Origin of the sequence: Nocardioides sp. PD653-B2, from assembly GCF_002117935.1 — a bacterium.
GTDB lineage: Bacteria > Actinomycetota > Actinomycetes > Propionibacteriales > Nocardioidaceae > Nocardioides.
In genome coordinates this window covers 275,206-299,108 of record NZ_BDJE01000004.1, presented here as the reverse complement: position 1 = coordinate 299,108, position 23,903 = coordinate 275,206, and the positions used below count along the sequence as shown (strand labels likewise).

Sequence of the window (23,903 nt, the reverse complement as noted above, 5' to 3'; positions counted from 1 at the left end):
ATGAGCCCCCACAGCACCGCCTACGACCTCGACCGCAAGCACGTCTTCCACTCCTGGTCCGCCCAGGAGGAGATCAGCCCGATGGTGATCTCCGCCGCTCGCGGCTCCTACGTGTGGGACGACGAGGACCGCCGCTACCTCGACTTCTCCTCCCAGCTGGTCTTCACCAACATCGGCCACCAGCACCCGCGGGTGGTCGCGGCGATCAAGGAGCAGGCCGACCGGCTCTGCACGGTCGCGCCGCAGTTCGCCAACGAGCAGCGCTCCGAGGCCGCGCACCTGATCGCCGGCATCGCGCCCGACGGCTTCGAGAAGGTGTTCTTCACCAACGGCGGTGCCGACGCCAACGAGCACGCCGTCCGCATGGCGCGCCTGCACACCGGCCGCCCGAAGGTGATGACGGCGTACCGCAGCTACCACGGCGGCACCCAGACCGCGATCAACCTGACCGGCGACCCGCGCCGCTGGGCCAACGACACCGGCACCGCCGGGGTCGTGCACTTCTTCGGCCCGTTCCTCTACCGCTCGGAGTTCCACGCGACGACGATCGAGGAGGAGTGCGAGCGCGCCCTGGCGCACCTCGCGCGCACGATCGAGGTCGAGGGCCCGCACACGATCGCCGCGATCCTGCTCGAGACGATCCCCGGCACCGCCGGCATCTTCGAGCCGCCGCCGGGCTACCTCGCCGGGGTCCGCGAGCTCTGCGACCGCCACGGCATCGTGCTCGTCCTCGACGAGGTGATGGCCGGCTTCGGTCGCGCGGGCAGCTGGCTGGCGCTCGACCGGTACGGCGTGACGCCGGACCTGATCACCTTCGCCAAGGGCGTGAACTCCGGCTACGTCCCGCTCGGCGGCGTGATCATCAGCGACCCGATCGCCGACACGTTCGCCCACCGGCCCTACCCGGGCGGGCTGACCTACTCCGGTCACCCGCTGGCCACGGCTGCCGCGGTCGCGACCATCCACACCATGCGCGAGGAGGGCATCGTCGAGAACGCCGACCGCCTCGGCCGCGAGGTCTTCGGCCCCGTCCTCGCCGAGATCGCGTCCCGGCACGCCTGCGTCGGCGAGGTCCGCGGCGTCGGCGCCTTCTGGGCGATCGACCTGGTGACCGACCGCGAGACCAAGGCACTGCTGAGCCCGGCCGCGCTCAACGAGGTCGTCGGCGCCTGCAAGTCGGCCGGCCTGCTGCCCTTCGCCAACACCAACCGGATCCACGTGGTGCCGCCGTGCACGATGAGCGACGAGGAGGCGCTGGAGGGTCTCGCGATCCTCGACGACGCGCTCAAGGCCGGCGACGTGCATGCCCGCAGCTAGACCGACCGCCTACGAGCGCCACGCGCCCGCGCCGGCCGCCGTCGACGCGGCGCTCGCGCCCTCGCGGCACGCCGTGTTCTGGCTGGAGGACACCGGCGAGGTCGCGTCGTACCCCGCCCTCGTCGGCAGCACCGGCGCCGACCTGACCGTGGTCGGCGGCGGCTACTGCGGGCTCTGGACGGCGGTCCTCGCGAAGCGCCGCAACCCCGGAGCGCGGGTGGTCCTGCTCGAGGCGAACACCGTCGGCTGGGCGGCGTCCGGTCGCAACGGCGGATTCTGCGAGGCCAGCCTCACCCACGGCGAGGAGAACGGTCGCTCCCGCTGGCCCGAGGAGTACGACGTCCTCGAGCGGCTCGGCGCCGCGAACCTCGACGCGTTCGAGTCCGACGTGCGCGAGCTGGGCATCGAGTGCCAGTTCGAGCGCACCGGCACCCTCTCCGTCGCGGTCGAGCACCACCAGGTGGGGTGGCTGCGCGACTCGCCCCACTTCCTCGACGCCGACGCCGTACGCCGCGAGATCGACAGCCCGCTCTTCCTGGCCGGCGCGTGGAGCCGCGACGACTGCGCGCTCGTGCACCCGGCGCGGCTCGCTCGCGAGCTGGCCCGGGTCGCGACCGGCCTCGGCGTCGAGATCCACGAGCACACCACCGTGACCGGGCTGGCCGCGCCGACCCGCGGGCCGGTCACCGTGCGGACGAACGGCGGGTCGGTCGCGAGCGACCGGGTCGCGCTGGCGACCAACGTCTTCCCGTCGCTGCTGCGGCGGACCCGGCTGATGACGGTGCCGGTCTACGACTACGTGCTGATGACCGAGCCGCTCACCGGCGAGCAGCTGGCGTCCGTCGGCTGGTCGCACCGGCAGGGTCTCGGCGACCTCGCCAACCAGTTCCACTACGCGCGGCTGACCGCCGACCACCGGATCCTGTGGGGCGGGTACGACGCGATCTACCACCGCGGGCGGCGGGTGCGGGCGTCGTACGAGGAGCGGCCGGAGACGTTCCGCCGCCTGGCCGCCCACTTCCTCGCCGCCTTCCCGCAGCTGGCGGGGCTGACCTTCAGCCACCGCTGGGCCGGCGCGATCGACACCTCGACCCAGTTCGCCGCGTTCCACGGCCTGGCCGCGCGCGGCCGGGTGGCGTACGCGGCCGGCTTCACCGGGCTCGGCGTCGGCGCCACCCGCTTCGCGGCCGAGGTGATGCTCGACCGGCTCTCCGGCCTGACCACCGAGCGCACCCGTCTCGACATGGTGCGACGCAAGCCGCCGCCCTTCCCGCCCGAGCCGCTCGCGTCGGCCGGCATCAACCTGACCCGCTGGTCGCTCGACCGGGCCGACCATCGCGCGGGGGAGCGCAACCTCTTCCTCAAGGCCCTGGACGCCGCCGGGCTGGGGTTCGACTCGTGACGCGACTCAGCCCGACCGAGGTGCTCACCGAGACGCTCCAGGTGTAGGTCGCGCGCTGACGGGTACGTCGCGACCATGGCCCGACACAACTCCGACCTCCAGGCGGCCGTGGACGCCACGTCCGTCGCCAAGGACTCGCACGAGACCGAGGACCTCGCCGGCTACCTGCGCGAGCAGCTCGCCGAGCGCGACATCGAGACGACCGACGACGCCTGGGTGCAGCGGATGGTCGAGAAGATCAAGGCCGACCGCAACTTCATGATCGACAGCGAGCCCAGCGACTTCGAGTCCGAGTGACCGCACCCGCCGGGTGAGCCGGAGCTCCCGCTGCCCGGCACCCCGGCATTTGACGCGGCACCGGTTTGTCGACATACGTTGGTCGACCATGAGCACCAGCACCCGCCCCCGTCGACTCCTGGCAGCCGCCGGAACCGCCGCCCTCGCCGCCACTCTCGGCCTCTCGCTCGGCTCCGCGTCCGCACCTGCCCAGGCCGACCACCAGCACGGTGCGGCTCCCGGTCCGATCCACGCCGGGAACACCTACGGCTGGGGCAAGGCGCCCGTCGACTACCGGTTCGTCGGCCCGCTGAAGCACTCGCAGTGGAAGGTCCGGGGTCCCGGCGCGGTGCGCAACCAGCACGGCATGCTGACCCTGAACACCGCGAAGCGCGGCACCGTCAGCGCCACCCAGGTCACCCAGGGGCACTCGGTCGGTCGCTGGGAGGTCCGGCTGCGCTCCCGCCAGTACGGCCACGGCGGCATCAACTACCGGGTGCTCACCGAGCTGGTCCCCGCCGGCAAGCGGCCCCAGTACTGCGGCGCCAAGAACATCGCCCTCGAGGCCTACACGCCGAACCAGACGATGGTCAGCCACTACATCCGCAGCCGGCCCGACGACCGCTACTTCGCCCGCAAGGGCCTGGGCCTGCGCAACGACCAGTGGCACACGTTCGCGGTCGAGGTCACCAAGACCCGCATCTCGTGGTTCGTCGACGCCCACGTGGTCAGCACCGAGCGGCGCGACGACGCGCTGACCGGGGTGCCGTTCGCGGTCCGCTTCACCATGGAGGGTGTCGACGGCAAGCGGATGAACCAGAGCCGCATGCAGATGGACTGGCTGCGCTACTGGACGCTGCGCAAGCCGAACACCAAGTCGACCAAGGCGCCCGAGACCACGCACGGCACCTTCAAGGAGGGCTGCGGCGCCCGCCGCTGACCCACCGCTGATCTAGGGTCGGCGGATGGAGCATCGCAGCAACGCGGCCGAGAGCCGCGGCAAAGAGGACCACCGCACGCTGTTCGAGCGGTTCGTCGAGGCGACGTACGAGCGGGTGAGCCAGGCGCCCTTCTTCTTCGTCTGCCTGGCCATCGTGGTGACCTGGGCGGTCAGCCTGCCGCTGTGGTCGAGCCTGAAGTCCTGGCAGTACGCCATCCACACGGTCTCCAGCGTGCTGTCGCTGCTGTTGCTGGTCCTGCTCGAGAACGCCGGCCGCCGCTCCGAGGAGGCCGCGCAGGAGAAGCTGAACGTGCTCGCGGAGGCGCTCTCGGACCTGATGGAGTCGCAGTCACGCCACGATCCTGAGCTCGCGGGCTCGATCGAGAGGCTGCGCGACGCCGTCGGCCTCGAAGCGCGGCACTGACCGCATCCCGGAGGGCCTTTCGCCCTCGTCCCCTCAACTCCGCGGCGATCGAGCCGATCGGAGAGGCGTCCGAAACGGAATTCGCTGACAAAGGGGACACGGATGTCTACCGAGCGCTCACGCCTGCTCTCTTGGCGCCACCCAGCCGTGGTGGCGACCCGCCTCACCCGCCCGGCCGCCGCTGCCGTCGGGGCGATCTCGCTCACGGCGGCACTGCTCGTCGCCGCGGTGCCGGCGGTGGACGCGGCCGGCCCACCCGGCCAGGCCGACCGGTCCGGCGCACCCCGGCTCGTCGCCCGCGCGGGCGAGCGGATGGTGTCCTACCCGGGCCTGGCCGTCGCCTGGCCGGCACCGCAGGTCTCGGTCAGCTCCGCCCACGCCGTACGCGGGCTCGTGTCGGCCCCCGGCGTGGGTGCGACGGCCACGCTGCAGCGACTGGTCGTCGGTGTCTGGACCGATGTCATCAGCACCCCGGTCGCCCCGTCCGGGTCGTTCATGCTGCCCCTGCCGTCCTTCTACTTCGGGCACTTCTCCTACCGGTTGCGGATCACCGCGGCCGGCGTCGACCCGGTCGAGACCCCGGCGCTGCCGGTGGCCGTCGTCCCCACCTACCGGCCCGCTGGGCGCGACACCAGCTATGCGCTGATCAGCCCGAGCCCGGTCGGCCGGTGGGACCCGTGCACGCCGATCGGCTACCGGGTCAACCTGGCCGAGGCGCGTCAGGGAGCGCTGCGCGACGTCCAGTCCGCGCTCGCCCGGATCGCCGTGGCGACCGGGCTGCAGTTCCGCTACCTCGGCACCACGGACGTCGTCCCGTTCGCCGGCGACGACCCCTTCGACCCGTCGGTCGCCGACCTCGTCGTGGCGTGGACCGACCCGGCGAGCGTGCCGGGGCTGTTCCAGCCGGGCAACTACGCCCTGGGCGGGCCGGAGATGCGGCCCGGGCACGACATCGCGGGCGGGCCCGTGCGCCAGATCTACCAGGGCGGGGTGACCTTCAACTCCGCGTTCAACGCGGCGCTCAAGCCGGGCTCCGGGAAGGGATACACCCGGGTCGCCGCGCTGATGCACGAGCTCGGCCACGCCGTCGGCCTGTTCCACGTGACGGGGGACGGCGCCGAGATCATGTCGCCGTCGCTGGCACGGGACCGGGACCAGTGGGGGGCCGGGGACCTCGCCGGCCTCGAGGCGGTCGGCGCGGTCAACGGCTGCGTCACCGCCGACTCGCCGGCCCGGGGAAATGGGAGCGACGCGCAGGCCCTGCCGACGCGAGACTGATCGCATGACCCAGGACCTGAGCGCCGTCGCCTGGCCGGTGCGCACCGACCGGCTCCAGCTGCGCCCGGCGACGCCTGCCGACGTGGAGGCCACCTGGCAGATCCGACGCCTGCCCGAGGTCGCGGAGTGGCTCGGCCACGACTTCTCCGACCACGACGAGTACGCCGAGCGGTTCCTGGCGCCGGACCGGCTGGCCACCACGCTCGTCATCGAGCTCGGCGGCCGGCCCATCGGCGACCTGATGCTCTTCCTCGAGGACCCGTGGGCCCAGAGCGACGTCGCCGACCGGGCGAAGAACGTGCAGGCGATGCTCGGCTGGGTGCTCGACCCGGCGTACGGCGGTCAGGGCTACGCGACCGAGGCCGTCGCCGAGGTGCTCCGGATCTGCTTCGAGGACCTGGGCCTGCGCCGGGTCCGGGCGCTCTGCTTCGCCGACAACGTGCCGTCGTGGCGACTGATGGAGCGGCTGGGCATGCGCCGCGAGGAGTACGCCGTCCGCGACTCGCTGCACCGGAGCCGGGGCTGGCTGGACGGGATGAGCTACGCCCTGCTCGCCGACGAGTGGCGCGCCGCCCGCTGACGCAGCCAGGAGTGTGCGGGCCCGCACCGTCGCACGGTCGGCCGGGTCCGGCGGCGCAGCGCCGAGAGGCCTTGCGACACGGCGATCCCGACCGCCAGCGAGGCCAGGACCGCCCACACCCGGTGGCCGCTGTCCTCGAGTGGTGGGTACACCTGCCAGTGGGTGAGGTAGATCCACAACGATGCCGAGGCGAGCACGGCGACGCCGGATGCCGCCCACGACGGCAGCCGCAGCGGCCGGCCGTGGAGGAGCAGCAGGAAGCCGGCGAGGAAGACTGCTTCGCGCTGTCGGTCGCCGAAGAACCCTGCGGTGGCCGCGACCCCGATGAGCGCCACGACCAGCCGCTGCCTCGTGCTTCGCGCGGAGGCTGCACAGAGACCGAGGGCCAGGCACCAGGCGACGACGCCGAGCGTGTAGCGCTCGGTCGGCCCGGCCTCCACCCCGGTCCACACGTACCGCACGCCCAGCGCGACCGTGAGCACGACCAGTGCCGCCCGGAAGGGCTGCGCCCGTCGGAGGCGGGTCTCCCCGGGCACGGCGAGCAGGATCGCCAGGCCGAGGTAGCACCAGACCAGGGTCTCGATGAACCAGAACTGCCACTGGTCGTCCCAGGTGTCGCGGCCCAGCAGCCCGTTGAGCAGGACCGCCGTGGTCCAGCGGTACTGCTGCCCGCACGCAGCGAGCGCCACGATGAACAGCGCGGCCGGGACCGCGACCGCGCCGGCGCTGCGCACGAGTCCCAGCACCCGGGCCCGCCGGCCCGGCACCGCGAGCTGGAAGCGGGCGAGGTTGTAGCCGACCACGGCGAGCAGGATGTGCGCGCCGCCCTGGAGCTGGGCGAGGTCGGCGTGGGTGAGCACGACGAGCGTGATCGCGACGGCCCGCAACACGACGGAGACGTCCACCGGAACACCGCGCCGCCGCGCCGCCGGCGAGCCGGCCGTGGCCTGGGCGACCGCCGCCAGCTCGACACCCGACATCGTCGGCCAGGTCGCCGGGAGCGGGCCGAGACGCTCACCCAGTCGGGTCGAGACCTCGACGAAGGACAGTGAGTCGCCGCCGAGCCCGACGAAGCAGTCCTCGACGGTGGCGTCCGGCCGGCCGAGCACCACGGCGTACAGGTCGCGGACCTCGCCGGCGGTGAGCACACCGCTCGCCGCCCGGGTCCGCAGCGCCTCCTCGCGCTGGATGTGGGCCCGCAGCGCCGCGTCGTCGGGCTTGCCCGACGAGGTGACCGGAAGGGTCTCGAGCACGGCCACCCGCACCGCCGCGCCGCGCAGCCCGGTCGCCGCAGAGACCTGCTCGCGGACCCGGTCACGACGTCGGGCGTCGGGCGTGAACGCCCACAGGCAGTCCGGCCGGGCCACCAGTCGGACCGCGGCTCCGCCGTCGGCCACCAGGGACTCGACCCGGTCGAGGTCGACCCGGTGGCCGAGCACCTTCGCCTGCCGGTCGAGCCTGCCGAGCACCTGGAACAGCCCGGCGTCGGTGACCCGGGCGAGGTCCCCGGTGCGCAGCTCGCGCAGCTCGGCCCCGCGAGCGAGGTCGGCTCGCGACTCGGCGTACCCCATCATCACGTTGGGTCCCGAGTAGACGAGCTCGCCCGTGCCCCGAGGAGCGTCGGGGAGGGCGTCGACCCGCAGGGCGCCGCCAGGGACGGCGACGCCGATCGTGTCTGCGTTGCTGAGCGCCAGGTCGGGCGGCAGGTACGCCATCCGCGCGGTCGCCTCCGTCTGGCCGTACATCACGAACAGGTCGACGCCGCGCTCGCGCAACGCACCGGCATAGTCGCGGACCCGGGAGGGCGCCATCCGGCCCCCGGCCTGGGTCAGGTACCGCAGTGACGGCAGCCGCGGGAGCACGCGGGAACCGAAGTCGACCGCGTCGAGCAGCGCATACGTGTGCGGCACCCCGGCCAGCCCGGTCACGGCCGTGCGCTCGGCGAGGTCCCAGAAGCAACGGTCCGCCACCGACAGGTCGGTCAGGACGACCGTGGCGCCGACCAGCAGGTGGCTGTGCAGCACCGACAGGCCGTAGCAGTAGTGCAACGGCAGGGTCGTGATCGCGACGTCGCTCGAGCGGAGGTCGAGGTAGTCGACGATGCTGCGCGCGTTGGCCAGCACGTTGTCCCGCGAGAGCCGGACCAGCTTGGGCGAGCCCGTCGAGCCGGAGGTGGAGAGGAGCAGGGCCAGATCGGGATGCAGGCCGGCCGTGGTGCCCGGCGGGTACTCCTCGACGAGGTGCGCGTGCCGCGTGAGGTCGCCGTCGGCGAGCAGCAGCACGGGGTGCCCGCCGGCCAGTGCTGCCAGGTAGGAGACGACGAAGTCGACCGTGGGTCGGGCCTCCAGCGCGACGAGGTGTCGCTGTCCGAGGCGCTCGCGTTCGCTCTCGACCCGGTCCTGCAGGTCGCCGTACGTGACCACGACCTCGCCGGCGACGAGGGCCGGGTCGGCCGGGGCGCCGCCGAGCAGCCAGTGGCGGGGGCGGGTGACCGGGACGGTGCTCACGACAGGTCCTCGGGGAAGGCCAGCACGTCACCGTCCACGCGGACGCCGATCCGGGCGCCCGGCGCGGGTACGCCGGTCGCCGACACCCGGGCGGTCAGGTCGACCGGACCCGCGCTGCCGAGGACCCTGGCTCGCACGGTGGCGTCGTGACCGAAGAAGGAGACCTCGAGGACCTCCGCGGTCAGGGCGCTCGGGTCGTCCGCGGCGGTCACGGTGACCTGCTCGGGCCGGACCGCGAGGAGCACCCTGCCGTCACCGGCACCCCGGATGGCCACCCGACCCAACGCGCTGGTCGCCGAGCCCGCGAGCGCCTGGGCGGGCACCAGCGCCGCGTGCCCGACGAACGACGCGACCGCAGGGCTGGCCGGGTCGAGGTAGACCGCTGCGGGCGTCGCGACCTGCAGGAACCGGCCGGCGGCCATCACCGCGACCTGGTCGGCGAGCGAGAGCGCCTCGCCCTGGTCGTGGGTGACCAGGACGGCCGTCGCCTCGGTGGCGCGCAGCGCCCGAGCCACCGCCCGGCCGGTCTCCTCACGCAGACCGGCGTCGAGCGACGAGAACGGCTCGTCGAGCAGCACCATGTCCGGCGCCGGGGCCAGCGCCCGCGCGAGCGCCACCCGCTGCTGCTGCCCCCCGGACAGCTCGTGTGGCTGCCGGCCGCCCACGTCGCGGGGCAGCTCGACCAGGTCGAGCATCTCCTGCACCCGCCGGCGTCCGGCCTCGGATCGCCGACCGGAGGACAGTCCGAAGGCGATGTTCGCCGTCACGTCGAGGTGGGGGAAGAGCGCGCCCTCCTGGGGGACGTAGCCGATCCGGCGCCCGCGCGGGGGCACCGGCCGACCCGCTCCCGCCACCACCCGGTCGCCGAGACGGATCGTTCCTGCGTCCGGCTCGAGGAACCCGGCCACCAGCCGCAGCAGTGTCGTCTTGCCGCACCCGGACGCGCCGAGCACCGCGGTGATGCCGGCCGGTACGACGAGGTCGACACCGTCCAGGACGCGGACCTGCCCGAAGGACTTGGTCAACCCGGTGACCCGCAGCGTCGTCATCTCGTCGTCCTGGGATCCGGCGAGATGGCGGCGCGACCGAGCAGCCAGGTGGCCGGTGCCGAGAGCACGATCAGCGCGAGCGCGAAGGGCGCGGCGGCGCCGTACTCGACCGCGGCGGCGCGCGACCAGAACTCGGTGGCGAGCGTCGAGGTGCCGATGGGCGAGAGCAGCAGGGTCGCGGTCAGCTCGGTGCCGACCGCCAAGGAGACCAGCGCCATGCTGGCCGCGAGCCCGGGCAGCAGCAGCGGCAGCGTCACCCGGCGCGCGGCGCCGGCACGCGTGCAGCCGAGCGACGTCGCGACGTCCTCGAGCACGGGTGGGGCGAGCTCGAGGCTGGACCTGACGCCGACCGCGGCGCGCGGCAGGAAGAGGATCACGTAGCCCACCACCAGCACGGGGAGCGTCTGGTAGAGCGCGGGCACCGCGCGGATCGAGATGGTGACCAACGCCAGGGCGACGACGATCCCCGGCAGTGCGTTCGCGGGGTAGACCGCCCGCTCGATGGTCGTCGCGAGCACCCCGCGGTAGCGCACCGCGAGCCACGCCAGCGGCAGCGCCGCCACCGTGGCGAGCAGCCCACCCGCGACCGCGAGGCCGAGCGTCGTGGTGACCGCGGCGGCCAGGTCGCCGTCGGGCAGGGACGAGGAGCTCCCGCGGGCGAGCCAGCGCAGCAGGCTGAGCAGGGGTACGCCGAGCGACAGCGTCGCGAAGGCGAGCAACGCGACGACCCAGGCCGCGGTGCTCCGGCCGAGGTGGTGGCGGGTCGCGGTGCGGGCGACGCCGGAGCCGACCCGGGCCCGGCGCCGGCGCCCGCGGACGGCGAGCTCGAGCCCCAGCAGGACCAGGCAGAACGCCACGAGCACCAGGGCCAGCATCGTGGCGGCCGGCCCGTTGAACCCGACGCGGTACTGGTCGAGGATCCCCGTGGTCAGGGTCGGGTAGTTCAGCAGCTGCAGGGCGCCGTACTCGCCCAGGAGGTGCAGGCCGACCAGCAGGGCACCGCCGAGCACCCCCGGGCTGATCGAGGGCAGCACCACGCGGAAGAACGTGCGCCAGCCGCCCGTGCCGAGGCTCGCGGCGACGTCCTCGACCGAGGCGTCGAGCCGCGACAGCGCGGCCACCGTGGGCAGGTAGACCAGCGGGTAGTAGGAGAGGCTGACGACCAGCACGGCACCCCCGTACGACTGCACCGCGTGGGTGGTCGAGATCCAGGCGTATCCGTTGACGAACGCGGGCACCGCGAGCGGTGCGCAGAGCACGCCGTGCCACACCCTGGCCATCGGCAGGTCGGTGCGCACCACCAGCCAGGCCGAGCCGACGCCCAGCACCACGCTGAGAGCCACCCCGCCGACGAGCAGCCGGGTGGTGTTCCAGAGCAGCTCGGTGAAGCGCGGCCGGGTCAGGATGTCCCAGGCCGCGGCCGGACCGAGCTCCGCGGTCGACACCACGACGAAGCCGAGCGGCAGCAGGCTGGTGCCGGCGACCAGCAGCCCGAGCAGCACCAGCACGACCGGTGGTCGTGCCCGGACCTGCGGCGAGCGGCGTGCGCGGGGCCGCGGTGCGACCGCCGCATCGAGGCTCAGAGGACGAACCCGGCGTCGGCCAGCAGCTCGACGACCTTCTGGCCGTCGAGGTCGCTGACGGCGACGGTGGGCGGCTCGAGCTCGCCGAACGGCTTCACCGGGGGTGCCAGGCTGACCGCCGGGTTCAGCGGGTACTCCAACGCGTAGCTGTCCGCCAACGCCTGCTGGCCCTCGGTGCTGGTCAGGTACGCGACGAACTCCTGCGCCTCCTTCGCGTGCTCGGCGCTCTCCAGGACACCGGCACCGGAGATGCTGAGGAAGGCCCCCGGGTCCTGGTTGCCGAAGAAGTGCAGCTTGCTGCTGTCGCTGTTCTCCCCCGACTCGGCCTGGTCGCGGTCCCAGTAGTAGTGGTACTCGATCCCGGTCGCGACCTCGCCGGAGTCGACGGCCTCGAGGACGACGTTGTTGCCGTCGTACACGGTGCCGTTGTCGGCGAGCCCGGCCAGCCACTTCTCGGTCGCGGCCTCACCCTCGAGATCCAGGACGGCGGCGACGATCGCCTGGAAGTCCGCCCCGGTCGGCGAGAACGACACCTCGCCCTGCCACTCCGGGTCGGCGAGATCGAGGATCGAGGCCGGGAGGTCGTCCTCGCTGATCAGGCTCGGGTTGTAGACCAGCACCGTCGAACGGGCCACGAAGCCGGTCCACAGGCCACTGGCCGGGCGGTACTGCTCCGGGATCGGGGTCGTCGCTGCGGCGTCGAGCGGGGCGAGCAGGCCGGCTCGTTCGACGGCCGACATCGCCGGGGTGTTCTCGGTCAGGAAGACGTCGGCGGGCGAGGCCTCGCCCTCCTGGATCAGCTGCGCCGCGAGCTCCGAGTCGGAGCCGTTGCGCAGCTCCACCTCGATGCCGGTCTTCTCCTCGAACTTCGGCGCGATCTCCTCCAGGAGCTGCTCGTGCTGCGCGTTGTAGATCACGAGCTTCGGCCCGTCATCCTGCGAGCAGGCGGCGCCGCCGCCGAGAGCGACGACCAGGACCATGGACAGGGCTGCGGGCAAGCGCTTCACGGGTGAGGGACTTCCTGGGCATCGGCTGTGGAATGACTTAGGGCAGCCTCACCTTAGCCGCGATCGCGAGATAGTTGAAGACTGGCCCAGCTTTCGTCTGGGCGTGGGCGCAGCCGTGCTCCTCACGTCGCCTGTCCGCACGGCTCCCACGGCAGAGCCGGTTGCGGGCCGGCGGTGGGCCAGAAGACGATCGCGCGACCGCTGTACGAGGCCGCGAAACGCGATCTCGAGACGCGGTCGTTCTCCCCGCCCCACCGTGACGGGTCGGCGAACCGGACGGCGTCGCTGCCGCGAACGGTACCGACGGCGACGACGAGGTGACCTCCCCGACGGCCGTCCATCGGAAGCTGGTGGGTGACCGAGACGATCGAGGGGTAGCCACCGTCCGCGAGGGCGAACAACGGGCCCACGTCGGCGACTTCGGTCGCGCGACCGCTGAGCCCGTGCGCCGCGCCCAGCTCACTCAGACCCACGTGCAGGATTCCCGCGTCGGTGAAGTACTCCTCGCGGATGGCGGCCCGCAGGAGCTCGGTCTGGCTGGGGACGGGGAGCCGGTGATACGCGAGCACGGTTCGCAGCGCGGCGAGCCCGCAACTGCGATCACTCCAGGCCGCCATCTCCTCGCTCGTGAGCGCGGTGTCGTCCTGCGGCTCGCCGCTCAACAGGTGGAAGTGCTGGGGGAACCGCAGCACGGGGCCTCTGCCCACCGTGTTCGTCATGATGCAGCAACCTCCGTGGGGCGCGGTGCGGACACGGCTCTGGAACCATCCGGCTGTGCGGAAGGGCCGCCGTCAGGCAGACGGCTGCCAGGGACGTCCACCCGACGTATCCAAACAGCATTGCCCGAGCGAAGACCACCGGGCTGAGGATCAGGTGGATCAGCTGGGCACGACAGGCCCGTAGCGCGCCTCGTCGGCTCCCGTCAGCAGCGCCCAGTAGCGATCGCCGTACGACCAGTGCCACCACTCGGTGGGGTAGTTCACCAGACCGGCTCCTGACAACGCTGCCGCGAGAACGTTCCGGTAGTGCCGGGCCTCGCTCCCGACCTCGGCATCCGAGTAGCATCGCCCACCCGACTCCTCCGGCGAGGCGTTGACGGGCGTGCCGAGATCGAGCTGCGTGCCCTGCTCGTCGCAGAGCGTCAGATCGATGGCAGCTCCGCTGACATGAGGCGCGACGGCCGGGGGTGAGACGTAGCGGCTCGCCAGCAGGGCGCACTGGTCGTCGGTCAGGTCCGCGTGGTCCCGGGCCAGGACAGCGCGGTACTCCTCGAAGTACCGATGCTGCAGCGAGGCGTCTCGATACCCCTCGACCCAGCAGAGTCGAAGCCCCTCGGGAAGCATCTGCCCTGCGTCGAGAAGACGCTCGTGCACACCCACGCGTACCAACCGGCGCGCCGGGTCGACATCCTCCTTGAGGGGCGACATCGCGAATCTCGCGTCCGCCGAGACCAGCGGCTCCCCACACTCACGGACCGGGACTCCGGCGACCTGCGGGTCTCCCATCAGCACGATCGGCACCCGATCCACCTTAGTCATCTGGCTGGCGGCGAGGACGGAGTCGACGATGTCGCGGTTGCCGCGGGCTCCGGCATCGACCTTCCTGACGGAGCCGCGCGATTCTGTCAGTCGGTTCTGCGGGGATCCCGGGATTCTGTCAGCGCTAGCGCAAACGACTTTGTCATCTCTGCCTAAATTGCGCCCCATCCCGGTTCAACTGAAGTCTTGAAGGCTGCGACGTTTGCCCATCGCAGGGTGCGTTGATCGAAGAAGTCCCCGCAGCGGGCGCTCGATGGCACGCTGTGCCGGTGACGTTGCTTCTCGTCTTCGGCGCCAACGACGGTCTCCTCATCCTGGCCGACGGCCGCACAACAACCACGCCTGCGGGTGACGCAGATCCATATGCCTCATGTGATACCGCACGCAAGACCGCGGTCGCCAAGACGGGAGCGGTCGTGGCGATGGCGGCGGGGAGAGCGTCGTTCAATGAGCAGGTCGTGGCAGACATCTTCAACGTGGCGCTCGCCGGCGAGGTCGCGAAAGTGTCCGCCGCAGGGAGGACCTTGACGGTGTCGGAAGCCGCACACGCCTGCTTCATCACTCTGCAGGCGCGCAACTTGACACACGAGCAGGAAGGGCGCGGCGTCCTTGCCGTCATTGTCGGCTATGACGACGAGACTCAGGGGCCCCAGGTGTGGGAGTTCACCGTCCCGGACACGGGCAACGGCCCTCACTCGAGTCAGCGCTTTCGCGAAGACGGGATGTTGGCCGTCCCTTGTACCGCGGATGCCGCCCACGTCGTCCGAACCGAGTTTGGGTTTGTCTCCCCGGACCGGCTCAACGAGCTACTCGACGAGCACGGCGATGACGACACCTCCCCCGACTTCTACGACCACTACACGCTCACTAACCAGTCTTTGGTGGACGTCAAAGCTGCCGTGGTGGCCGCCATGGCGAGGCTGACGGAGTCCGACGCCCCAGCCTTCGATGTCAGTGGTGTCGGCGGTGTGTGGGTGATGCACGAAGTGGCCGAAGGTCGACCCATCGAAACGACGCGACACAGGTGGGGCCCGATGCGCGTCGGCGGTGGCGGATGCGGAGAACCAAGTTTCAAGTAGGTGAACCTTCCGCCGGACGACCTTCCGTCGCCGGCAAGGTCATGTCAGGTCGGACCCCGGCTCGCGAACCGCCGCGGCGGTCGGCTACCGACATGTCGTCCAAACTCTCACACCAGACGCACGGAGCCTGGTCGGGTTGGTTGGATGGGATTGTGAGCGACACCGAGCCCGACACGCCGACCGTGACGCCGTCACCCGACCAAGCGTGGGCGCTTCCGCCGATGCCGGAGGACGTGATCGACCCGCAGTTGTTCAAGTTGACGATGACGGTGGTCGCTCAGATGGATGCGATGGTCACCGAGTACTTCGCCCGGGAGGGTTACAAGTACACGCCGTACCGGGACAAGAGGCAGGTGAAGGCGTTCGACTCTGGTTGGCCGAACGTGTACTCGAAGGAGAAGGACGAGACCCGCGTCGCGCCCGCGGATTTGTTTGCGCACAAGGCGAGCGTCATCGACCCGTTCCCCTACGACGACATCCCGGGCGTGGCCGCACTGAAGGAATACGTCACCTCAACACCTTCGGTGCTCCAGCGGATGCGTCCCGAGAACGAGGCCGGCACTCTGCCTGACGACCTGGCTGAGTCGTTTATGGACACGAGCATCGTGCTGTTTCCGAACAGCATCTACGACCGTGCGACCGCGTTAGGCCTAGAGATAACGGACCCCGCGGTGGCGGACCTATACGCTCAGCGGGAACGGTCGTGGCTCGCACCCACCCTGGAGTACCAGCTGGTTGTCCCGCTGCTCTTAACTGACTTCGACATCTCCGACGAGGGCCTGCAGGTCGATGACGAGACTCGTATCGAACGGCTCACCGACGACGACCTGCGATGCATCAGCGAAGTAGACCGGTTCACCGTCATGGCGCCACTGGCTGACGCAGCCAAGTGGGCCGTGGTCGTTGACATGGCCGCGATGGAGAACATCGGCGAAGGCCGGACGCTGTTCAGCCGCGATGCTCCCATCGACACCCGTGGCGTCGAGGCGGTGTGCGACGCCATCCGCATCGTCTCCCTCGCACGACCCGGATGGGCTCGGGTATTTCGCCGGCCCCGCAACTGGGCAAGGCACTGGGAAGACAACCTCCCGAACCTGAACCACGTCTTCACCGCACGCCGCTACCCGTCGTACTTCGAGGACGGCGGCTGGCTCAAGGAGCACGCCGGGGTGACCGCCAACGAGGCAGCACAACTTCCGGTGGTTGCAGCGGCGCTGAAAACTTCGAGTGCTCAGGCGAAGCTAGCGTCCCGGCGTTTGTCGACGGCGTTGCTGCGTGACACCCCGGACGATCAGCTCATCGACGCGTGCATCGGCCTGGAGGCGCTCCTAGGACAGAAGGGCGCCGAGATCTCCTACCGCGTCGCGGTTCGCGCCGCCGCACTCCTCGCGACCAAGGCCGAGGAACCCCGTGCCCCCGAACTCACGTTCAAGCTCGCTCGGAAGGTCTACGACCGCCGCTCCGAACTCGTGCACGGCAGCACCAGCGGCAAACACGCCATGGTCCAGCCACAGGAGGGCGGCCATGAGTTCTCCACCCACTCGGTCGCCGTGTGGCTGCTACGCGAAGTTCTCCTCGAGCGGCTGGTCCGGTCCGACTGGTCGGTCGAGGACCTGGACGCGATGGTCTTGCAGGGGTTGGCGCCGGCGAACCCAGCCGACCCGGGAGCCGACACCGAGGAAGCGCAAGCCTCCGCCACCGATGAGACGACCATCGGCGACGCCTAACCGGCTGCCGCCAGTGTCATGGGTTGGGTAATTGAGCCGCCCTTCGGTTTCACCATGCTCGAACCCTATTGTTCCCCGCTGCCATCGGCGACCGCGTCATTCCGGTCCGAAGCCGACGAGACTGTTGCACATGGTGACGATCTCACCGAGTTCGGTCGCCAAGGCTTCGATCTCCTGTGCTGACGGCGCAGGTCGACTCTGCCATGGTTCGTCGGCGCCGTGGCGAAACCTGAGGAGGACCGGAGTCGTCACGGGGCCGTCTTCGGTCTCGACGAACTGGTCCATCGCAAGGTCGTGCACAAGACGGTTGCGGCGGGCGAAGCGTTCCTCGGCGACTGAGTGCAGGTGGGCGAGGTCGGGATGCTGTGAGACGGCTTCTTTGAGCGCTCGGCGTGCGGCACCGGTGGTCTCCATGAGTTTGAACATGTCGGCCTCACGCACGCGTCCGGAGACAAGGATCGAGATCGCGAACTCGGCGCCGGTTGCGGCGAGGACGACCTTGCCGATGGCGCGGAGCTGGTCGTCGTCGAGGACGTGTTCAGCGAAGCCCACGACGCGGAGCGTACGACGATAGGACCCCGCGCGGATGCCAGTCGGGGGGAGACAGCCCTCGGCGAGCTCCAACAGAAGGCGCTCGCTGATCAGCACGCCGAGTCGCCATCGGGTGTCGGCGTAGGGCGCTACCTTCGCCTCGTGGGGGATGCGAGCACACCAAATAAGACACCTCGTCCTCTGGAGGGCTGGTCACCGACTCCGGACGGCATCTGGAACGCTCGCCGGGAAGCGCTGCACGCGGTTCTTGCTGCGCAAGACGCGCTCGTCGGCGGCCTCTACTGTCGTGCCGTCAACGGGCTCGGGGAACGACCCCTGACGCCAGATGCGCTCGTCGTGACCGCTCATGCGATCAGGGAGCTGGTCAATCGACTCCCGAAGGTTCTCGACTTGATCCCTGCGAAGAAGGGCGGGGAACCCAAAGAGTCGGCAGCGCGCGCAACCCTCGCCCGGGAGCTCGCGGCAGCCGGCTACAGCCTCTCGGGCGACCCCCGAGACCTTGATCCGGACTCACACGAGACCCCCGGCACCGGCACCAGCCCCGCTGTGGCGCACCGCGAAGATTCCGCAGGCCCGGTCACCGAACGGACGACCTCTGACCGAGCCGTGCTCGCCGGACTCGAGTCGTCCGTTGTTATCCCGCGGCGGCTGCTCGACGCCATCCGCGAGGTCGCCGCGGCGCACCGAGAAGGCTCGTCCCGAGCGGTCGACCTCCGCGCCGCGGTTGTCCTCGGAAAGGAAAGGTCCGGTGGCGCGGACGCGACGATCACGATGTTCAAGAAAGCGATCGACGAGTTCGAGAACTGCCGCCACCCCGGCGGCGGTGATCTCCCGGCCCACTTCTTCCGGCCGCAAGATCACTATGTCGCGCTATTCGAGGTCATCGAATCGGTCATCGAGAGTCGGGTCGGTCGATTCTTCGACGTCGTCGACGACCTTCGCCTGCTACTTGCACAGGCGAACCAGCAGTTGAACGGCACTTGGGTCACACCCGATGACGTCCTATTGGACCAGGTTCTCCCACGGATCGGAGACCCACAGCACAGACGCGTCTTCTTCAACGACCTGAAGAACCCCAGGTGGGTCGAGGGCCTCGATACCCGTGGTGTCTTCAACGACCCGCCACTCAACGTCGTCACCGACGCCGGACTGATGCCCTACATGCCGTGGCCGCAAGGCGACTACCTGCACGCAATGGTCGCCGAACAGCCGATGGCCGTGGCGATGATCCTTGATCGCGTCGTCACGCGCGACACCGTCTGGAACGTCCGAGAGCTCCTAGTGCGATGCGCTGGTCAAATGCCTGCCGACTCCGCCGTCATCCTCACCCCAAAGATCTGCGACATCCTGGACGACCGTCGGATTGGCCCCCACACGGGCGCCGACGTCCTAGCCGTCCTCGAAGTCCTCGTCCCCGGCAACCACCCGAAGGCAGCAAAGAGACTTCTGCACAAGATGCTCGAGCCGCGACCCGCACCGGACAGCAAGTTCACGTTCAACCGAGTCACCGCTGGAATCGACATCGACTGGTACGCCGAGGCATTGGAACGCGCCGTCATCGCTTACAACGGGAACCGCGACTTCCTCATCTGGCTCACCTGGTGGCTGACGCGACACCAGGAGTACTCGGGTTCATACGGCCCCGACGAACGCGACTTCACCACCCTTCGACGCCCGGCAATCGGCGACCACCCGCACAATCATCGCCACGACGAAGTAGGCGAAGCACTCATCGACACCGTCCGCGACCTGTCCATCTCCCGAATTCGCGACCACGGGCCAGAAGATGTCGCCGACATCCTGCACCGTGCGCCCGCACCAGTTCTCCGGCGGATCGAGCTGTACGCCCTGGCCCAGACAGTGCAAGACCATCCCGATGTAGTCGCCGTCGCGTCCGACCGGCTCGTGGACCCGCAGCTCAATGACGGCTACACCTACCTCCACGAGCTCAAGCAACTCGCCGCCGCAGTGCTGCCACTCGTCGACGAGAACACCTACCGGGCATGGGAACGACCGATCCTCGCCGGCCCAATCCTCACGGACGCAACAAGAGAGCGCATCACATCGAACTACGGCGGGGGCGATGCGGCCGTCGCGGTCGCTGAGTTTTCGGAGCGGTGGCAGTTGAGCCGACTCAACATCATCGACCCCGACTCACTGCGTGAGCCCGCCCGCACCCTTCGAGAGCAACTACTCGAAAAAGAGGAGCGGCGGTACCGACCCGACGATCACACGGCCGTCGGCTCCGAACCCAACTTCGCAGCGATGACGCCGAGCGAAGTCCTCGCGATCCTCTCCAATGACCACGACTTCACCGTCGACGCGTCACAACCCCGTGACACCCTTGCCCGGGCGCTCGAAGTCGAGGTAGCACGACGACCCCGCGAGTACACCGAGGTCGCCGGCGGGGCCCTTGAACTCGACTCCGGGTACGTCCACAGATACATCAGCGGTCTCCGTGACCATCTGAAGGCCATCAGCGAGACCACCAAAGTCGATCCGAAAGGCGAACAGCCCTCGGGAGACAACACCCAGCTGGGTCCCGCCGCGAAAGCAGACATCGACTGGGACGCACTCCTGCACGCGCTCCTCGCAAACCGGACGTGGCGAGATGACGTCCACCAGGACCACGACTTCGGAACGTGGCGCTGGGTACGACAAGAGGTCTGCAACCTGCTCGAGGACGCGACACCGCACCAGCTCCCTGCACATCTGCGGGCCGCCGCTGCCGCCATCACCACCGACATCGTGTCCGACACCGACCCGACACCCGAGACCGAAGAGCGATACGGCAACGGGTGGGATCCGTTCACCTACGCGCTCAACACTGTCCGGCCAACCGCCGTACGCACACTCCTTGCCATCGCTCGTGCCGATACCGCCGACCACCACCCGCCGGCCCCCGACTACAGCAAGACACCCCTGCCAGTGGCGGCCCTTCAGACCGTCACTGCCCTCCTCACACCCGAGCGCGACCACAGCCTCACCATTGCCGCCGCTATCGGCGAACGAGCCGGCTGGTTACTGTCCAGCAGCCGCGACTGGCTGGACCAGCATCAACCACAACTTCTCTCACCCGATCCGTTCGGCGACACGTTCGTCACCACGGCCGTCGCACTGCACAATCCGCACCCAACACTCATCGACTACCTACGCCCAGCGATCGACACAATGCTCCAACGCGCTGCCGCCGGCGAACACCTCACGAACGGCGTGCGCGACGACTCCCCGCTCAAGCTCATCGGGAACCACCTCGTCATCCTCAACGTCTGGGGCCGGCTGGACCTGAACGACCCACTCCTCGCTCAGTTCTTCAACGACGCACCCGTCGAAGAACGCGCCAAAGTTCTCGGCGGACTCGGTTGGCAGTTTTTCCATGCAGGCGCCCTCGACAACGACATCCGTGATCGAGCCGCCATCCTCTGGGACCACCGGCTTTCCGCTGTTCGATCACGCGACGCTGATCCCGCCGAACTGACAGAGTTCGACTGGTGGATCAGATGCGGACACTTTGACCGCACGTGGTGGCTACCTCGGCTCCAAGAACTGGCACGGGACTACCAGTTCGAAGGAAGTCTCCACGTGGGCGACGACCTCGAAGCCACATCCGTTGACGACCCGGATGCGGCTGTCGACGTCCTCGCCGGCCTCCTTCGTCACACTCCCGGCACGGCGCTCCACTACGGGCTGCACAGGGCCGCACCCGTGATTATTGCCCGCGCCCTTGAGCATGGAAGCGAAGCAGCCAGGAAGACCGCAGACGACGTCATGGATCGCATCGCGCGAAACGGCGGAATCAACATTGCAGACGAGGTCGAAGGCGCACGAGAGCAAGAGCGCCTCGCCAACCGCTGCGACACGAACACGGACCCCTGACAGGCCAACCTGCTAATTGCACCGGCCAGCTGGATCGCGGCCTACGGACCTCCGTAAGCGGGGAACAGTCAGCAGGGCTGGCCGGTCGATGTCCTAGCTATTGCGAGCGGGCCCGAGATGTCGGCGGCTGCTGCCACGATGCGATCGTGATGCTGAACCACTGGCTCGTCCTCATCTACACAGCGGGGGCGATCTCTGAACTGACCGGTGTTGGCCTGGTCGTCAAGCAGTTCCGCGACGCACGCGGTCTTTGGCGGTCGCACACGGCGGCAGTCGAGCAGCAGCGGGCTGCAGTTGCGTCCGACCCGCGATGGTCCTTCGACGAGATGTACTCGCGTTACGGCATCCTGCCCGGCGAGATCCAACGGAGCTCCGCCACGATTCGGTCGCTCCTCGAGGTCAACGAGCGCATGCAGATCTGGACCGTCGTGCTGCTCGTCGCCGGAATCGTCCTAGGCACGATCGGCAACATGGTGAGCTTGGCCGGATAGGCGGACCCGTCGGCTGAAGCATTGGAATGCGATAGGAGATCGGTCCATGGAATCTGCCTCATGGGAAGACCGGGTCGAACCCGGCACGAAGGCAGCCGGCGCGCTCCTGTCTGCGATGCACGCAGACCTCGACGACGTTCTCGGCGGCTTCGGCTGGTGGTCCGGATACACGGACCAACGACGTGTTGCCCTGCTGAGCGAGTACCTCATGTCGTCCATATCGGGCGTCTCCCACGCGCTGGCGAGCGCGTCGCTTCAGGCCACGACTCTCGCCGAGAAGCAGTTCGCAGACGCCATGTGGATCCACACCCGGTGCTTGGACGTCGCCCGAACGAACCCCGCTGCGTCGAACGATGACTTTCTCGCTTCCATTCAGCGCGGACCGTCGGAGCGCAGGCGCATGACCGAGATCGAAGCAGCGCGCGAGCACGTGTTCTTCCACCTCGCCCAGACAATGGACCGGCTGGCAGCCTCGATCATCGGAGTGGCCGCCCTTCATGTCGATATCATCCGGGCTGACTGGAACGACATCAGATACGCCCTCAGAAGGATGGACAACGGGGGCAAGCGCCCACTCGACGACCCTGGAACCGACGGTCGGTTAGCCCAAGAGGACCTGCTGAAGGTCATCCGCAGCGCGGTCGTTGTCGGCCCGGTCAATTGGATGGAGTGGATGCTCCGCCAACGTGACACCGCGGCCCATCGCGCACCGAAGACCTCATGGATGCTCTTGGTTAGCGGCGGCGCTCCTGACCCACGGACGGTCTTTCCGTTCTACCGACAACCCGGCTGGTCGGAGGTCGAGGCGATGGCGAGCACTGGCGTGAACGGCGGACCGAACGACCTGTTGATCATGCGCGAACCACAACAGATTGTCGACCACTTCGTCGAGCACGTGACAGGTGTAGTTGAGGCCGCCATGATCGCCATGAAGTCGCTGTGGGACCGGCGGCGGCGCGAACGCACGCTGCTTGTGCAGCCCGGAGTTCAGTGGCCGAATGTCATGGAGCACATCGCGCTTCAGTTCGACGGATTCGACGCCAGCCCGCTACACGTGGTCGGCGAAACCATCTTCACCTCACCGGAGACAAGCACCCGGATGAGCGCAAGCAAGGTCATGGACAGCGATCGGGCCTTTTGGCGGCCCTGACCACCACACGGGGTCGACGGCACTGTGCGAGCACGACCAGCGGTCCTAGATCCCACAGTTGGACAAGTCGATTGACAGCCACCTGGTTGAGAGCCACCGACGCAATGGCCTACTCATCGCTCTCCTCGCCACCTGGCTCGCTGTCGCCGTGCATCGCGACCCAAACCGGTACGACGGCGATGCGCATGATCAGCCACCATGCATACACCGCGTTGGCGCTCCACGCAGCGGCATCAGTTACAAGCCCGTGAGCCAACTCGTTCCTCAGGTTAGGTCCTTCCTGCTCAACCAGCAGGGAACGCAACTCGAGCTGCAGGCCGGGCCCCAAGATCTCCAGGGCCGCGTCCACCACCAGCAGTGCGCCCAGTCCCTTCTCGGTCTCGACTCCCGTCAGCGGATCGACGACGAGCGTGTTCACGCCGGCTCGCATGCGCACCGAGGCCGGGCGCGACCCTCACGACCGAGGACTGCAGGACTTGGTCGGCGAGCTCTCCACACAGTCAGAAACTTTCCGGCGCCTGTGGGCCGACCACAACGTCCGCACGCACGGCGCCGGCACCAAGCGCTTCCACCACCCGGTCGTCGGAGAGCTGACCCTCGCCTACGAGGAGCTCTCCATCACCGCCGAACCGGGACTCGTCCTCATGGTCTACACCGCCGAACCCGGCTCACCCTCCGCCGAGCGCCTCCGACTGCTCGCCTCCTGGGCCGTTCCCGCCGACCTACCCATCAACATCCCCAGTCCGAACAGCTAGAAGGAGCGGGGTCGCACTTACTACGGCGGGCGTGATGTCGTCTCGGGCCAGCAAAGAGCGGGTCTGCGTGCCCTTCCGCGGCGAGGATGAGCTCGCTTGGCGGGCGATGCATGTGCCTGCAAGAGCGACACACACGATCTCCGTCATCCGAGAGTCCCTTGGCTTGTCGTGGCCGCCGCGCCATGGCCGCTGTGATGGCCTGACGGGGTTGCCCAAACGCGTGATGCCAACGACTGGCGGACCGACTAGCAGCACGGCGGCCCATGCGGCAGCGCATTGGGTTTGGCTTGCCCTTCTTGTGACCTGCCGCCATTCAACCGGGTCCGGAAGCCCGGGTTTCTGCATCACTGCAGGTCAGTGGACCGGTGCGGA

At 69.4% G+C, this 23,903-nt stretch carries 21 protein-coding genes; 13 read left to right on the top strand and 8 right to left on the bottom strand.

Going from position 1 to position 23,903, the window contains the following annotated elements:
- From PD653B2_RS02040 to PD653B2_RS02010, 7 genes are all read left to right on the top strand, one after another.
- Nucleotides 1-1,317, top strand: coding sequence for an aspartate aminotransferase family protein (locus PD653B2_RS02040; protein ID WP_085870637.1), 1,317 nt, complete (start codon nt 1-3; stop codon nt 1,315-1,317).
- On the top strand, nt 1,304-2,719 hold the full coding sequence (locus tag PD653B2_RS02035; RefSeq protein WP_085870636.1) for an NAD(P)/FAD-dependent oxidoreductase: 1,416 nt from the start codon (nt 1,304-1,306) through the stop codon (nt 2,717-2,719). The genes PD653B2_RS02040 and PD653B2_RS02035 overlap by 14 nt, the downstream gene beginning before the upstream one ends.
- 75 nt (nt 2,720-2,794) lie before the next feature.
- Nucleotides 2,795-3,016 (top strand): hypothetical protein, encoded by a 222-nt coding sequence (locus PD653B2_RS02030; RefSeq protein WP_085870635.1) that lies wholly within the window; start codon nt 2,795-2,797, stop codon nt 3,014-3,016.
- 88 nt (nt 3,017-3,104) lie between these two features.
- Nucleotides 3,105-3,935 (top strand): family 16 glycosylhydrolase, encoded by an 831-nt coding sequence (locus tag PD653B2_RS02025; protein ID WP_085870634.1) that lies wholly within the window; start codon nt 3,105-3,107, stop codon nt 3,933-3,935.
- 25 nt (nt 3,936-3,960) lie between these two features.
- Entirely contained in the window at nt 3,961-4,359 is a 399-nt protein-coding gene (locus PD653B2_RS02020; protein WP_085870633.1) for a low affinity iron permease family protein, read from the top strand.
- A 102-nt stretch (nt 4,360-4,461) separates the two neighbouring features.
- The gene (locus tag PD653B2_RS02015; protein ID WP_133058902.1) at nt 4,462-5,637 is read left to right on the top strand and encodes a hypothetical protein; all 1,176 of its coding nucleotides are present in this window, start codon (nt 4,462-4,464) and stop codon (nt 5,635-5,637) included.
- A gap of 4 nt (nt 5,638-5,641) precedes the next feature.
- Nucleotides 5,642-6,217, top strand: a complete 576-nt coding sequence (locus PD653B2_RS02010) for a GNAT family N-acetyltransferase (protein ID WP_085870631.1) — start codon at nt 5,642-5,644, stop codon at nt 6,215-6,217.
- Here PD653B2_RS02010 and PD653B2_RS02005 read toward each other — a convergent pair.
- From PD653B2_RS02005 to PD653B2_RS01980, 6 genes are all read right to left on the bottom strand, one after another.
- Nucleotides 6,178-8,724: an AMP-binding protein gene (locus tag PD653B2_RS02005; protein WP_085870630.1), complete on the bottom strand. Its 2,547-nt coding sequence runs from the start codon at nt 8,722-8,724 to the stop codon at nt 6,178-6,180. The genes PD653B2_RS02010 and PD653B2_RS02005 overlap by 40 nt on opposite strands.
- Nucleotides 8,721-9,773, bottom strand: coding sequence for an ABC transporter ATP-binding protein (locus PD653B2_RS02000; protein ID WP_085870629.1), 1,053 nt, complete (start codon nt 9,771-9,773; stop codon nt 8,721-8,723). The genes PD653B2_RS02005 and PD653B2_RS02000 overlap by 4 nt, the downstream gene beginning before the upstream one ends.
- Entirely contained in the window at nt 9,770-11,281 is a 1,512-nt protein-coding gene (locus PD653B2_RS01995; RefSeq protein WP_085870628.1) for an ABC transporter permease, read from the bottom strand. Before PD653B2_RS01995 ends, PD653B2_RS02000 begins: the two co-directional genes overlap by 4 nt.
- Before the next feature lie 71 nt (nt 11,282-11,352).
- Complete coding sequence (locus PD653B2_RS01990) at nt 11,353-12,363, bottom strand: iron ABC transporter substrate-binding protein (protein ID WP_242665090.1); 1,011 nt, start codon at nt 12,361-12,363, stop codon at nt 11,353-11,355.
- A 122-nt stretch (nt 12,364-12,485) separates the two neighbouring features.
- On the bottom strand, nt 12,486-13,082 hold the full coding sequence (locus PD653B2_RS01985) for a cysteine peptidase family C39 domain-containing protein (protein ID WP_123061212.1): 597 nt from the start codon (nt 13,080-13,082) through the stop codon (nt 12,486-12,488).
- A gap of 159 nt (nt 13,083-13,241) precedes the next feature.
- The gene (locus tag PD653B2_RS01980) at nt 13,242-13,883 is read right to left on the bottom strand and encodes a M15 family metallopeptidase (protein ID WP_242665089.1); all 642 of its coding nucleotides are present in this window, start codon (nt 13,881-13,883) and stop codon (nt 13,242-13,244) included.
- A gap of 287 nt (nt 13,884-14,170) precedes the next feature.
- Between PD653B2_RS01980 and PD653B2_RS01975 the strand changes: the two genes are divergently transcribed.
- Both PD653B2_RS01975 and PD653B2_RS01970 read left to right on the top strand, forming a co-directional pair.
- On the top strand, nt 14,171-14,980 hold the full coding sequence (locus tag PD653B2_RS01975; RefSeq protein WP_133058903.1) for a hypothetical protein: 810 nt from the start codon (nt 14,171-14,173) through the stop codon (nt 14,978-14,980).
- A 152-nt stretch (nt 14,981-15,132) separates the two neighbouring features.
- A complete protein-coding gene (locus tag PD653B2_RS01970) occupies nt 15,133-16,707 on the top strand; it encodes a HEPN domain-containing protein (RefSeq protein ID WP_085870625.1) in 1,575 nt (524 codons plus the stop codon).
- 96 nt (nt 16,708-16,803) lie between these two features.
- Here PD653B2_RS01970 and PD653B2_RS01965 read toward each other — a convergent pair whose 3' ends face one another.
- On the bottom strand, nt 16,804-17,259 hold the full coding sequence (locus PD653B2_RS01965; RefSeq protein WP_133058904.1) for a hypothetical protein: 456 nt from the start codon (nt 17,257-17,259) through the stop codon (nt 16,804-16,806).
- A 141-nt stretch (nt 17,260-17,400) separates the two neighbouring features.
- Here PD653B2_RS01965 and PD653B2_RS01960 point away from each other — a divergent pair, with 141 nt between their 5' ends.
- From PD653B2_RS01960 to PD653B2_RS01950, 3 genes are all read left to right on the top strand, one after another.
- On the top strand, nt 17,401-21,135 hold the full coding sequence (locus PD653B2_RS01960) for a hypothetical protein (protein ID WP_133058905.1): 3,735 nt from the start codon (nt 17,401-17,403) through the stop codon (nt 21,133-21,135).
- A gap of 146 nt (nt 21,136-21,281) precedes the next feature.
- Nucleotides 21,282-21,626, top strand: coding sequence for a hypothetical protein (locus PD653B2_RS01955; RefSeq protein WP_085870622.1), 345 nt, complete (start codon nt 21,282-21,284; stop codon nt 21,624-21,626).
- A gap of 46 nt (nt 21,627-21,672) precedes the next feature.
- On the top strand, nt 21,673-22,776 hold the full coding sequence (locus PD653B2_RS01950) for a hypothetical protein (RefSeq protein WP_085870621.1): 1,104 nt from the start codon (nt 21,673-21,675) through the stop codon (nt 22,774-22,776).
- A 109-nt stretch (nt 22,777-22,885) separates the two neighbouring features.
- Here the strand turns inward: PD653B2_RS01950 and PD653B2_RS01945 are convergent, their stop codons facing one another.
- On the bottom strand, nt 22,886-23,194 hold the full coding sequence (locus tag PD653B2_RS01945; protein ID WP_165763298.1) for a DUF4209 domain-containing protein: 309 nt from the start codon (nt 23,192-23,194) through the stop codon (nt 22,886-22,888).
- Nucleotides 23,195-23,204: 10 nt separating this feature from the next.
- Here PD653B2_RS01945 and PD653B2_RS01940 point away from each other — a divergent pair, with 10 nt between their 5' ends.
- Entirely contained in the window at nt 23,205-23,531 is a 327-nt protein-coding gene (locus tag PD653B2_RS01940) for a DNA-binding protein (protein WP_085870619.1), read from the top strand.
- The last annotated feature ends 372 nt before the right edge of the window (nt 23,532-23,903 follow it).